Raw genomic sequence first — 12,947 nt, 5'->3', positions numbered from 1 at the left:
CCAAATAAGGGTCCCGGCTATTCATTCAACCAAACTGCGGATGAATTCAACCAAACCGACTGGGAATTCAACGAAACTGGGCAAGAATTCAACCAAATATGGCTTCAGGACAATAAATCAACGAAACTGGCTAGGATTTCAACCAAATTGATCAAGAATAAGACAGCGCAAGTCCCTTAGTAAAAAGGAACCCCGACGTCAGTTCAGTTTTCTAGTTTCGTCGTCTATGTGATCACCTGCAAAGATGCTTCGCCGCCGTGAATCTGAATGAACATATCCATTAATGATTCAGTTAGTTTGACGGCTTCTTGTTTTGTAATCGAGGGCCTTAAATAAATGATCTGGACAGCATGTTTTGTTTGCTCGGTTACCTTTGTCCGTGCCGAGTCGACAAAAGGACTGCCAAACGGGCCTTTGTCATCGGCAGAGGTAATCATATTATGCATTGAATTCATTCTGCCATTGATGCCGGTATATTCGTCTTCTGATCCACCGATTTTGATTACTGTATCTCCGCTGATATGTTCAGTATCATATATACCAATCGGCACTTCATATTGCAGCGAGAAAAAGGTATTCAAATCAATCGCCGAGTTAACAGAGGGTAAGTAGTTTTGTTTTTTGATCCTGCGGTAAAGCGCCTCAGCTGATGGACGGTACCGGGAAGGATCGGTTCCGGCTGCTTTGAAAACCTGTCGCCATTCTTTGATGCCTGTGAAATCGGTTAATTCTTTTTCCTGCAAATCAAAAAAGATTGACTCCTGAAACAATTGCAGCCTTCCTTTTACCATTTGCGGTGAATCGCCAACCTCTATATTATGGTATGTAATCACTCCAGCTTTAAAGTCTGGCAATTTGCTGCACAGAGAAGGGTGGATCGAAGTTTCCAATGGTTTCACCTCCAAAAATGAGTAAAAATCGTTTATCATAGATAACAATGGTTTATAACAACTATAAGCGAAACTTCTCTGATTTTAAAGGGGGAAGGAGGTTGACATGATGGATTATCAAAAATTGAAAGAAGAAATCATTATATATAGCAAGGAAATCGGCATTGATAAAATCGGTTTTACAACTGCGGATACGTTCAGCGAAATGAAGAACAGGCTGATTCGCCAGGCTGAGCTTGGTTTCCAATCAGGATTTGAAGAGCCTGATATTAATAAAAGGGTTCACCCCGAGCAGATATTTCCGGAGCCGCGTTCAATCATATCGATAGCGATTGCATACCCTTCTAAGATGAAGGATGCCCCGCAAAGCAAAAGGGGCGAGCGGCGCGGAATTTTTGCGCGCGCGTCGTGGGGGACGGATTATCACGTCATCCTTCGCGATAGATTAAAGCAGCTTGAAGAATTCATTAACAGCAAAGTTCCGGAAGTGGTGACCAAGTCGATGGTCGATACAGGGGAGCTCGCAGACCGTGCTGTCGCGGAGCGGGCCGGGATTGGCTGGAGCGGGAAAAATTGCTCGATTATTACACCGGAATTCGGATCCTATGTATACCTGGGAGAAATGATCACTAGTCTTCCGTTCGAACCGGATACACCGATGGAGGATCGTTGCGGTGCATGTAATAAATGTATTGATGTATGTCCGACAGGGGCCTTGGTTGCGGGCGGCCAGCTGAATGCCCAGCGCTGTATCGCATTTCTGACGCAGACAAAAGGTTTTTTACCCGATGAATTTCGTACGAAGATAGGAAACCGGCTTTACGGCTGTGATACGTGCCAGACTGTATGTCCAGAAAATAAGAGAAAGGATTTTCATTTTCACCCGGAAACAGAACCAGATCCTGAGATCGCCAAGCCATTGCTAAAACCCCTTCTCTCAATCGGCAATCGAGAGTTTAAAGAAAAGTTCGGCCATGTGTCCGGATCGTGGAGAGGGAAGAAGCCGATCCAACGCAATGCCATCCTTGCACTGGCCCATTATAAAGATGAAACAGCCTTGCCTGATCTCATTAAAGTCATGAAGGAAGATACAAGGCCTGTAATCAGGGGAACTGCGGCTTGGGCCATCGGCAAAATCGGCGGGCAGGAAGCAGCAGCAGAATTGCATCTAGCTCTGGAAGCGGAAAATGACCAGGAAGTAATAAATGAAATTAGAAAAGGCTTGCAGCTACAAGAAGCGTCACAATGATTACCCGGCTTATGCCGGGTTTTTGTTTTGATACGGGCCCTTCTTTCATAGATATAAAGAAGGAATTAAATGGGGAGGGCTAACCTTGAAACAACAGCTAGAGACCTTATTAAAGGAAAGAGTTGATCAATTCGTCTCTGATGACGGCCACATTTCGGATGAAAAGCTTGCAAGGAAGCTGCAATCATTAAGGCAAAGAGAGGCAGAAATTGTCCAGGTAAAAGCGGCTGCGCATGTGATCTCGGAGCAGAAACATAATCAGGAAACATCGCTTGATTATATGGTTCATTTTCACTTTTTTTTGAGGCAGAATGAACTTTTTTATGATGAAGAAGGTATTGAGTATCGCACAGGCCGGTTCGTTAATGGAACGTTAGTGGAAGATATCGAAAAGAGACAAAAAACAGAAACACTTACTCCTGAATGTGAACTTGATCTCACGGTTCCAGGTGAAAGGGCGTCCTATACGTATAACCATTTGAAGGCCGTTCAATACGCGGAAAGATGGTGGAATGAGTTTAATCCGGCATACAAGAAGTTTCAAGATGATTGTACCAATTTTATCTCGCAATGTTTGCATGCAGGAGGAATCCCGATGTGGGGAGCCCCTAATAAGTCGAAGGGCTGGTGGATAGGAAAGAATAGCTGGAGTTACAGCTGGACGACCGCTAATTCTTTGATGCTGATACTGACAAAAGGACAGGGAATACGAACAAAACAAGTCAGATCACCGCAGGAGCTGCAGCTCGGGGATATCATTTGCTACGATTTTCAAGGGGACGGCCGTTTTGATCATAATACCATTGTGACTGGGAAGGACCAGAATGGAATGCCGCTCGTCAATGCCCATACGACAAACAGCCGGCGGCGCTATTGGGCATATGAGGATTCAACGGCCTATACACCGAATATCCGATACAAATACTATACTATTCTCGATGGAAACTAAGGTTTTTTATGCTAAGGCTATTAATGATATAATAGCATGTAGAGTTTATATCCGAGGTGAAAATAGTGGCAATACATGTGGTTTTATATCAGCCTGAAATCCCTTCCAACACAGGGAACATCGCCCGTACATGTGCGGCGACTGATACGGTACTGCATTTGATCCGTCCGCTGGGTTTTTCAACGGATGATAAAATGCTGAAACGGGCAGGACTGGATTATTGGGGATACGTAAATATCACCTATTACGATTCGTTGGAGGAATTCTTTGAAAAGAATCAAGGCGGGGAATTCTTCTACCTATCTAAATTTGGCGAAAAGCCGCATACGACTTTTGATTACAGTGACAGGGATAAGGAATATTACTTCTTGTTCGGCCGTGAGACAACCGGCCTCCCGAAAGATTTAATCCATGAACAGATGGATCGCTGCCTGCGTATCCCTATGACCGGCAATGTCCGTTCGCTAAACTTGTCCAATACAGCAGCCATCCTTGTGTATGAAGCACTTAGACAGCAGAATTTCCGTGACTTAGAGATAAAAGGAAATCTATAGCGAAGGCAGCAGGGAATTCTCTGTTGCTTTTTCTGTCTGTCCGCCTGCTTTTTGCTTTGTCCCAAATGGAGAGAGGGAAGAATACATGAAGAGGTGAAGAATGATGAACGAAGTAATCGAACGGATGCTCTGTTCGATCCTATGAGGAGAGGCTGTTAGGGTTTTAATAAGCGACAACAAGTAAGAAAGCTGCCACACTGGCAGCTTTCTTACTTGTTACTTAACACTTGGTTTATCATTGTACCCGCCAGTGAAAATGGCAGTTAAAAATGTAATAGCAACAGCAATAATTATGACTGTACCCATTATGTAGCCCTCCTTTTTGCTTGCACAGGTCGTGGCAAACATCGACTTTCCTCTATTTACCCTAATTCTACTATTAAAAGTATTATACCCCAACTTAGTATGTCTGTGAATGAAAACGAATGTTTTTTGTCCACAAATTTCCCTTTTCATTATCTAACATGTTCAGGCAAATTGAAGCATAGATATAGTAACAACTCTGAAAGCTACAGGGGGAGGTTCCTTAAATGGATATATTGAAGAGGATTGAGAAGTACAGAGAAGATGAACAGAAGCTGAAATGGGAAGGCACCTTTGCAGAATATTTAGAAATTATAAGAGAACAGCCATTGGTTGCTCAATCTGCACATTCACGCGTTTATAACATGATCAAAGACGCCGGAACAGAAGAAGTCAATGGAACCCGCAATTACAATTTCTTCAGCGGCCAGCTCTTTGGCCTTGAGGAATCGCTTGAGAGGCTGGTGGAAGAATACTTTCACCCTGCCGCCAAAAGGCTCGATGTCAGAAAAAGAATCCTGCTTTTAATGGGACCTGTTTCAGGAGGAAAGTCTACGCTAGTGGCAATGCTAAAGCGGGGATTGGAATCCTACTCACAGAATAATCAAGGAGCGATTTATGCCATAAAGGGCTGTCCGATGCACGAGGATCCGCTCCACCTCATTCCGCTTTACTTACGACAGGACTTTCACGAGGAATATGGAATCAGAATCGAAGGCAACCTATCACCGCTCAATGTCATGAGACTGGAAAAAGAATACGGCGGCAGGATCGAAGACGTGATAGTTGAAAGGGTATTCTTGTCGGAGGATAAACGTGTCGGGATTGGAACATTCAGCCCATCCGATCCGAAATCACAGGATATTGCTGATTTAACGGGAAGCATTGACTTTTCGACGATTGCTCAATATGGTTCTGAATCAGACCCGCGCGCCTACCGCTTTGATGGTGAACTCAACAAGGCCAACCGCGGCATGATGGAATTCCAGGAAATGCTCAAATGTGACGAGAAATTTTTATGGCATTTGCTCTCGCTTACACAGGAAGGGAATTTCAAAGCGGGAAGGTTTGCGTTAATTTCCGCGGATGAGCTCATCGTCGCTCACACGAATGAAACGGAATACAAATCGTTCATTGCCAATAAGAAAAACGAGGCGCTTCATTCAAGGATTATCGTGATGCCGATTCCGTATAACCTGAAAGTAAGGGAAGAAGAAAAAATTTATGAAAAAATGATCCGCGAGAGTGATGTTGCAAATGTGCATATTGCCCCGCATACATTAAAGGTGGCGGCGATGTTCACCATCCTGACGAGAATGAAGGATCCGAAAAAGGGTGATATCGATCTTGTGAAAAAAATGCGCCTGTATGATGGGGAAAACGTGGAAGGTTATAGTTCTGCGGATATTACCGAACTGCAAAAAGAACATCAGGACGAGGGAATGAGCGGCATCGATCCGCGTTATGTGATTAACCGGATTTCGTCGACAATCATCCGTAAAGAAGATAATCCATCCATCAATGCACTCGATGTTCTGCGCTCATTGAAGGAGGGCCTAGACCAGCACCCTTCGATTACGAATGAGCTTCGGGAACGCTATTTGAATTTTATTTCGCTGGCACGTAAGGAATATGATGCAATTGCGAAAAATGAAGTGCAAAAAGCCTTTGTATACTCGTATGAAGAATCGGCCAAAACGCTTATGGACAATTACCTTGATAATGTGGAAGCTTACTGCAACAAGTCAAAACTCCGCGATCCGTTGACAGGGGAGGAAATCTCACCGGATGAAAAGCTGATGCGTTCCATCGAGGAGCAGATTGGTATTTCCGAAAATGCGAAAAAAGCATTCCGTGAAGAAATTTTGATCCGTATTTCTGCCTATGCAAGAAAAGGAAAACGTTTTGACTACAATTCACACGACCGTCTGCGCGAAGCGATTCAAAAGAAATTGTTCGCCGATTTAAAAGATGTTGTGAAAATTACGACATCCACAAAAACTCCAGATGAAAGACAGCTTAAGAAGGTAAATGAAGTTGTTGCAAGGCTGGTTGAAGAGCATGGATACAATTCTACCTCTGCGAATGAACTGCTGCGGTATGTAGGAAGTTTGTTGAATCGGTAATAAGCTGAAAAAAAGCTGTTGGGATAAGACCAACAGTTTTTTAGTTTTATTAAAAGAATTCTTGCATCATCTGCTTGAATACATCCTCCATCTCTGGGGAAGGTAAGTGAGGAGGCGGTTTACTTGGAAAAGAAGAATCCGGAACAGGAGACAGAAAGTACGGTAGCTCCCGGTTTTGATTATAAAGATGAGCTAAACGAAAGTGCTACAGAAGAGGAAATTGAAAAGGATGAATATACAAATGTGACTACTTTGTCGTTGGACGAGGTTGAGCCAAGCTAAAAACCCTGTCTACTGACAGGGTTTTAAAAAAACGAAGGCCTCCGCTATTTGGTGACATTCAATCCATGTTCTTCAAGCTTTAAAATGATTTGATCATGGGAAATTTTATTTCGGTCGAATTCCACTTTCACTTCCCCGTCATCAGTATCCACAATTGCCCGTTCAATTCCTTCACTTTGCAGCAGTAGTGACTCTAGCGTCTGGATCGCTCCGCTTGAAATAGCTTCCTTTACATAAATCGTTGTACTATCCATTCCTGTATTCCTCCTTTTTTCCTTTGAAAAAATGGCTTGTTTTATCTATACCCCGGTCAACAGGAGTTATGTAAAACGAATTGAATCTTGGTCTTACCTTGTTTATTGACTTCTAGTTTGGGGTAAAGATTGGTAGAGGTGATTTATAATGGATAAAGAACTCAAAAAGGAACATGTACCAGAAAACAGCTCTATGGCGAAGGATTTGGAAGAGATGAAGGACCTCGGTAAGCAAATGGAACATTTAAGAACAAATAAAGAATTAAAAGAATCGGATAAGCACCCCGGTACAGTACAGCATGAAGAAGTTGAACAGGAATAAACAAGTCTCCAGGTCTGGAGGCTTTTTTTTATTTTCATAATGATTGAACCTGGAATCAGGATTGTCCTATTTTTTGTGGACGAGCGCCCATTGTCAAAATTTTTGTAAATTATCCTCTATCTCTGCATATGATAGAGTAATACTTTTCTTAATAAACTGTAACTTTGCCAAGGGAAATGCCCTGGATTAACCTATAGAAAATAAGTATGAAAACGAAAACCATTGAAACACCTTTTTTAAGGGAATTTTCACATTACCACATCGTATGCGTGATCATGAAAGAATGTGCAAAAAAATAAGGAGGGGAAGAACATGTCAGAAGAGAACAATCATCAGTATGTGATTTCGAAAGAAGATTGGTCCCTCCACCGCAAAGGCTATGACGACCAGCAGCGTCATCAGGAAAAGGTTCAAGAAGCGATTAAAAACAATCTGCCGGATTTAATTTCAGAAGAAAGCATTGTCATGTCAAATGGACGTGATGTTGTCAAAATTCCGATTCGCTCTTTGGATGAATATAAGATAAGGTACAATTACGACAAGAATAAGCACGTCGGACAGGGAGACGGAGAAAGCCAGGTGGGGGATGTAGTTGCCAGGGACGGATCCGATTCCCAGCAGAAAGGTCCGGGAAAAGGGCAAGGAGCGGGTGACCAGGCCGGTGAAGATTATTATGAAGCAGAGGTTTCGATGATGGAACTTGAAGAAGCATTATTCAGCCAGCTTGAGCTGCCGAACTTACAGCGCAAGGAGCAAGCTGAAAACACGGTCGAGCATATCGAATTTAATGATATCCGCAAAACCGGACTTATGGGCAACATCGATAAAAAGAAAACAATGATATCTGCTTTCAAGCGCAATGCCCTGACCGGTACACCTGGATTCCATCCGATCTATCAGGAGGATTTGAAGTTTAAGACATGGAGTGAAGTCACCAAACCGGACTCTAGAGCAGTGGTGCTGGCGATGATGGACACTTCAGGATCTATGGGAATTTGGGAGAAGTACATGGCGCGCAGCTTTTTCTTCTGGATGAACAGATTCTTGAGAACTAAATATGAGACAGTCGAGATTGAGTTTATCGCGCATCATACAGAGGCGAAGGTCGTCCCGGAAGAGGACTTTTTTTCTAAAGGGGAAAGCGGGGGAACCATTTGTTCATCGGTTTACAGGAAAGCCCTGGAGCTGATTGATTACAAATACGATCCAGTGAAGTATAATATCTATCCATTCCATTTTTCCGACGGTGACAATTTGACATCCGACAATGCCCGCTGCGTCAAGCTTGTGGAACAGCTAATGAAGGTATCGAATATGTTTGGGTACGGCGAAGTCAATCAGTACAACCGTCACTCTACACTTATGGGTGCCTATAAGAACATCAATAATGAGAAATTCCGCTATTATATTTTAAAGCAAAAAGCTGACGTATTCCATGCGATGAAGAGCTTTTTTAAGAACGAAGACAATAAGCAGTATGCGTAAATAAAGGCCAGCCGCAGGGCTGGCTTTTATTATTTGGTCATTAAGCTGCATAGTTTTAATCATCCAACAAAGGAATCCGGCCCTTATATTTATCGCACATTAACGGGATTTTGACCGATAACTGTCCGTAAATTCCTGATTTGTAAAATACAACTCAAACATTGCTCAACCTCGAGCAAGACGTCACCGTTTCATATGAATCATAAACCTGTAACGGTCGGCGCGGTACACAGATTTAACAAATTCAATCGGGGTACCGTCTTCAGAAAAAGATTTTCTTTGGATTAGCATGACCGGCAATCCTTTTTTTATCTTCAAATATTGTGACTCCATTTGATCTGCTATGGAAGATTCAATGATTTGTTCAGCCTGATCAATTTTTACACGTGAATGGTCCTCGATGTATTCGTACAAGGATTGATTGATCATGATTTCTTCGGTTAAACCCTTTATCAGGTTGGCGGAAATATAGGTTGTTTCCAGGGCCATCGGAACATCATCTGCTAAACGGATTCGTTTGATTTCATAAACGGGTCCATATTCCTGAATGGCAAGGTGATTTGCAATCGAACTGCTTGCCGGTATAACTTCGAAGCTGAGAGGCTTGCTCCCGGGCTTCATTCCTCTCGATTTCATATCTTCTGTAAAGCTGGTCAGGCCCTGAAGCGGCTGTTCAATTTTTCTTTCAGCAACAAAGGTGCCTTTCCCTTTGACACGGTATAAATAGCCTTCATCGACCAGTTTGGTTAGTGCCTGTCTGATTGTCATGCGGCTAATTTTAAATTTCTCTGCATATTGTCTTTCAGAAGAGATTGTATCACCGGGCTTTAATTCGCCTTTTTCGATCATATTCTTTATTTGTTCTTGTAACTGATAGTAAATGGGAATAGGGGATTTTTTATTGATCATGCGAACTTCTCCTTGCCTTTGCCAGAGCCGCTTCATCAGCGATAATTGTAACATCTGGATGCCTTTTTAACACGGACGCCGGAAAGCTTTCATCGATATCGCCATGCAAAAGACGATCCACAGCTTCTTTCTTTTTATCACCTGAGATAAGAAGCAATATTTCTTTGCTTCGCATGATTGTGGCAATGCCCATTGTGATTGCTTGAAAAGGAACGTTTTCCTGCTTATCAAAAAAACTTGCGTTTGCTTTTCTGGTAGAATCTGTTAAATTGACAATATGTGTTTTGGAATCGAATGGCGTTCCCGGTTCGTTAAATCCGATATGACCGTTGCTGCCAAGGCCTAAAATCTGAAGGTCAATCCCGCCGTAGTTTTCGATCAATTGTTCATAAAGCTGGCATTCTTCTTGAATGCCCTTTGTATCACCGCGGGGGATATGGGTTCCGGACATTTCAACGTCAAGATGATTAAACAGGATGTCATTCATGAAATATCGGTAGCTGTTGGGATTGTCGCCGGCCAGGCCGATATATTCATCGAGGTTGAAAGTTGTGACTTGTTTATAAGAGATTTGATTGGTTTTATGATCTTCAATTAAATTTGCATACGTTCCTGCAGGAGTATTACCTGTAGCGAGCCCGAGGATAATCGCCGGGTTTGTACGTACCTTTTCAAGGATGGTCTCAGCTGCTTTTTTACTCATTGCCTTATAATCTTTTACTTCGATAATTCTCATTGTGGTTCCACCTCTTTACTAAAAGCAAGCATTCCTTTGCAAAATGTCATCACTACATCATGATTTTCGTCAAAAATGACAAGGTCAGCATCTTTCCCTGCTGCAATGCTTCCTTTGCGGTCAAATACATTCAATTGCTTTGCCGGATTGACTGATCCCATTTTGATGGCACTCTCAAGTGTGCAATCTGTATAAGCTACTATGTTTTTAACAGCCTGGCCCATTTTTAAAATGCTCCCGGCAAGAGTTCCGTCACGCAGTACAGCCTTGCCATCCTTAACGGTCACATCCTGTCCTCCCAAATCATATGTCCCATTGTTTAAACACTTTGCCCTCATGGCATCCGTAATCAAAATAAGTCCATGCTGTCCTTTTTGTTTATAGACGAGATTGACCATTTCCGGGCGTACGTGGACACCATCGGCAATAATTTCAGCCTTTAACTCAGCTCTCAACAGCGCAGCCCCGGCAACGCCAGGCTCTCGATGATGCAACCCTGTCATTTGATTAAAAAGATGGGTTACATGGGTAGCGCCTGCAGCTATTGCTTCCGACACTTTTTCATACGTTGCATCAGAGTGGCCGATCGAAGCGATGACGCCATTTTTCTTTAAATATTGGATCAACTGGAGCCCGCCTGGTTGTTCCGGAGCCAATGTAACGAGTTTAATTGTATTTTTTGATAACTGTTGCCATTTTATGAACGTTTCCAGGTTTGGTTCAACGATATATTCTACTGGCTGTGCTCCGGCTTTTTTGGGATTTACAAAGGGGCCTTCCAGATGGACTCCAAGGATTTCCGCTTTTCCGGGAGATTGGCGATCCTCGATATAGCGACTGGCATTTAATAAAGCCTGTTCAATTGCTTCACTTTCCTGAGTGATTGTCGTCGCTAAAAAGCTTGTTGTCCCTTCTTCCGGAAGCGCCGTAGACATAGTTTCCAATGCCTCTTTTGACGCGTCCATCGTATCTGCGCCATTGACGCCATGAATATGGACATCAATAAACCCGGGGATAACCTTAAAATGGGCTGGAAGTGCAAAATTCTCATATTGTTCTTGATTGGAGAGTTGGTTTATAGAACCAACTTCTTTAATTTTTCCATCCTCTACTTTTATAAATCCATTATCTATTATCATATTCTCGGTATAAATAGAGATATTTTTAAGTAAAATTTTCTGATTTGGCTTCACAGTGCTTTACATCCTTTCTAATCCATAGAAATTTTATCATTTACTAAATATAGTTGTCTATACCACAACATGTGGACATAATAGGTGCCTTTTCTTAATATTAATATTATAGTAAAGAAATCTCATGATTGACAAATCTATAAAAAGTTCTCAGTGAAAGGGAGGTAGATTGGTATAGACATCTATATTTCCCCAATGATAAGATGATGTCAAGCAGGAAAAGCGCTTTCATAACTTATAACTTATTTAAGGAGTGATTCTAATGTTGGGATTTTTGCAGCGCATCGGTAAATCCTTAATGCTTCCGATTGCCGTATTACCGGCAGCTGGGTTATTGTTGCGATTTGGGCAGTCTGATTTGTTGGATATTCCTTTTATTGCAAACGCAGGAAATGCTATCTTTGCAAATCTCGCACTGATCTTTGCCATTGGGGTGGCGATGGGTTTTGCCAAAGATAACCACGGTGCCGCAGCTTTATCGGGAGCGATCGGTTATTTGGTGTTGACAGAAGGGGCAAAAGCAATCGATAAAGATATTAATATGTCCGTTCTTGGCGGGATTATCGCGGGTATCATTGCAGGGTTATTATACAATCGTTTTCATGATATTAAATTGCCGGAATGGCTTGGTTTTTTCAGCGGACGGCGATTTGTCCCGATCATGACCTCACTGGTAATGATTGTCCTTGCAGGAATTGCCGGGTTTGCCTGGCCGCCGATTCAAGATATAATCAATGGGTTTGGTAATTGGATTATTGGGCTGGGTGCAATTGGCTCTGGTGTATTCGGGTTTTTTAACCGTTTATTGATTCCGCTAGGATTGCACCATGTATTAAACAATTTATTCTGGTTCCAGTTTGGGGAATATGCGGATAAAACCGGGGATATAGCCCGTTTCTTTGAAGGAGATCCAACGGCAGGGCTATATATGACGGGCTTTTTCCCAATCATGATGTTTGGTTTGCCGGCAGCTGCATTTGCGATGATTGCTGCGGCGAAACCGGAAAAGAGAAAAGCGGTAGCAGGTATGCTTGCCAGCCTTGCTTTAACATCATTTGTTACAGGGATAACAGAACCTATCGAGTTTTCATTTATGTTCTTATCACCGTTGTTATACGTAATACACGCTGTATTAACTGGCCTTTCGATGTGGGTTACCTCTGCGTTGGGAATCAGGGATGGCTTTACGTTCTCTGCAGGAGGAATTGACTATCTATTAAACTTTAATATTGCCGAAAAACCGTGGCTGCTCCTGCTTGTAGGCGTGATTTATGGCATCATTTACTTTATTGTTTTCTACAGCTTAATCAAAATGCTGAAATTAAAAACACCTGGCCGTGAAGACGATGAAGTATATCTCGAAGACGGCAGCGAGACAGTTAGCGATGATAAGTTTGAACAAATGGCTCATCACTTTATGAATGATATCGGCGGAAAAGAAAATATTATTTCAATTGATAATTGTGCCACCAGGCTTCGTCTGCAGGTTGAGGACATGGGAAAAGTACAAGATTCTTCCTTGAAAGCACATGGTGCCAAAGGTGTTATGAAAATCAATGACCATAATCTGCAAATTATTGTCGGGACTGAAGTGGAATTTGTTGCCGATGCTATGAAGAGGCAATAAGGTGGATAGAAAGTAAAATTGAAGGACCATTGAATAAGAAGGGTCTATCAGGTTGACTGGAATAAATC

General features: G+C 42.5%; 13 protein-coding genes. 8 read left to right on the top strand and 5 right to left on the bottom strand.

Annotated features, from left to right (window positions below; all coding sequences use genetic code 11):
* Positions 1 to 224 precede the first annotated feature (224 nt).
* A complete protein-coding gene (locus ELQ35_RS18250) occupies positions 225 to 890 on the bottom strand; it encodes a B3/B4 domain-containing protein (protein WP_126866636.1) in 666 nt (221 codons plus the stop codon).
* Positions 891 to 999: 109 nt separating this feature from the next.
* On the opposite strand from ELQ35_RS18250, the gene queG reads away from it, so the two are divergent.
* The 5 genes from queG to ELQ35_RS22720 all read left to right on the top strand — a co-directional run bounded on the left by queG (position 1,000) and on the right by ELQ35_RS22720 (position 6,353).
* Positions 1,000 to 2,139 carry a tRNA epoxyqueuosine(34) reductase QueG gene (gene queG, locus ELQ35_RS18245; RefSeq protein ID WP_126866653.1) on the top strand — a complete coding sequence of 380 codons (1,140 nt, stop codon included), beginning with the start codon at positions 1,000 to 1,002 and terminating at the stop codon, positions 2,137 to 2,139.
* 85 nt (positions 2,140 to 2,224) lie between these two features.
* A complete protein-coding gene (locus ELQ35_RS18240; RefSeq protein WP_126866635.1) occupies positions 2,225 to 3,088 on the top strand; it encodes an amidase domain-containing protein in 864 nt (287 codons plus the stop codon).
* A gap of 56 nt (positions 3,089 to 3,144) precedes the next feature.
* Positions 3,145 to 3,642 (top strand): tRNA (uridine(34)/cytosine(34)/5-carboxymethylaminomethyluridine(34)-2'-O)-methyltransferase TrmL, encoded by a 498-nt coding sequence (gene trmL / locus ELQ35_RS18235; RefSeq protein WP_126866634.1) that lies wholly within the window; start codon positions 3,145 to 3,147, stop codon positions 3,640 to 3,642.
* A gap of 530 nt (positions 3,643 to 4,172) precedes the next feature.
* On the top strand, positions 4,173 to 6,071 hold the full coding sequence (locus tag ELQ35_RS18230; RefSeq protein ID WP_126866633.1) for a PrkA family serine protein kinase: 1,899 nt from the start codon (positions 4,173 to 4,175) through the stop codon (positions 6,069 to 6,071).
* 123 nt (positions 6,072 to 6,194) lie between these two features.
* Positions 6,195 to 6,353, top strand: a complete 159-nt coding sequence (locus tag ELQ35_RS22720) for a hypothetical protein (protein WP_185861826.1) — start codon at positions 6,195 to 6,197, stop codon at positions 6,351 to 6,353.
* 44 nt (positions 6,354 to 6,397) lie between these two features.
* On the opposite strand, the gene ELQ35_RS18225 is transcribed toward ELQ35_RS22720, so the two are convergent.
* Positions 6,398 to 6,607: a hypothetical protein gene (locus ELQ35_RS18225; RefSeq protein ID WP_126866632.1), complete on the bottom strand. Its 210-nt coding sequence runs from the start codon at positions 6,605 to 6,607 to the stop codon at positions 6,398 to 6,400.
* A gap of 148 nt (positions 6,608 to 6,755) precedes the next feature.
* Here ELQ35_RS18225 and ELQ35_RS22715 point away from each other — a divergent pair, with 148 nt between their 5' ends.
* On the top strand, positions 6,756 to 6,929 hold the full coding sequence (locus ELQ35_RS22715) for a hypothetical protein (RefSeq protein ID WP_185861825.1): 174 nt from the start codon (positions 6,756 to 6,758) through the stop codon (positions 6,927 to 6,929).
* A 312-nt stretch (positions 6,930 to 7,241) separates the two neighbouring features.
* A complete protein-coding gene (gene yhbH / locus ELQ35_RS18220; protein ID WP_126866631.1) occupies positions 7,242 to 8,414 on the top strand; it encodes a sporulation protein YhbH in 1,173 nt (390 codons plus the stop codon).
* 183 nt (positions 8,415 to 8,597) lie between these two features.
* On the opposite strand, the gene ELQ35_RS18215 is transcribed toward yhbH, so the two are convergent.
* The 3 genes from ELQ35_RS18215 to nagA are packed head-to-tail and all read right to left on the bottom strand — an operon-like array spanning position 8,598 to position 11,252.
* A complete protein-coding gene (locus ELQ35_RS18215) occupies positions 8,598 to 9,323 on the bottom strand; it encodes a GntR family transcriptional regulator (RefSeq protein WP_126866630.1) in 726 nt (241 codons plus the stop codon).
* A complete protein-coding gene (gene nagB, locus ELQ35_RS18210) occupies positions 9,313 to 10,059 on the bottom strand; it encodes a glucosamine-6-phosphate deaminase (protein WP_126866629.1) in 747 nt (248 codons plus the stop codon). Before nagB ends, ELQ35_RS18215 begins: the two co-directional genes overlap by 11 nt.
* Entirely contained in the window at positions 10,056 to 11,252 is a 1,197-nt protein-coding gene (gene nagA, locus ELQ35_RS18205) for an N-acetylglucosamine-6-phosphate deacetylase (RefSeq protein ID WP_126866628.1), read from the bottom strand. Before nagA ends, nagB begins: the two co-directional genes overlap by 4 nt.
* Positions 11,253 to 11,514: 262 nt before the next feature.
* On the opposite strand from nagA, the gene nagE reads away from it, so the two are divergent.
* Positions 11,515 to 12,879 carry an N-acetylglucosamine-specific PTS transporter subunit IIBC gene (gene nagE / locus ELQ35_RS18200; RefSeq protein ID WP_126866627.1) on the top strand — a complete coding sequence of 455 codons (1,365 nt, stop codon included), beginning with the start codon at positions 11,515 to 11,517 and terminating at the stop codon, positions 12,877 to 12,879.
* The last annotated feature ends 68 nt before the right edge of the window (positions 12,880 to 12,947 follow it).

This window comes from Peribacillus cavernae, assembly GCF_003989135.1.
In the GTDB taxonomy this organism is placed as follows: Bacteria; Bacillota; Bacilli; order Bacillales; family DSM-1321; genus Peribacillus; species Peribacillus cavernae.
Note: the sequence above shows the minus strand (reverse complement) of the source record. Positions and strands in the feature narration are given on the sequence as shown.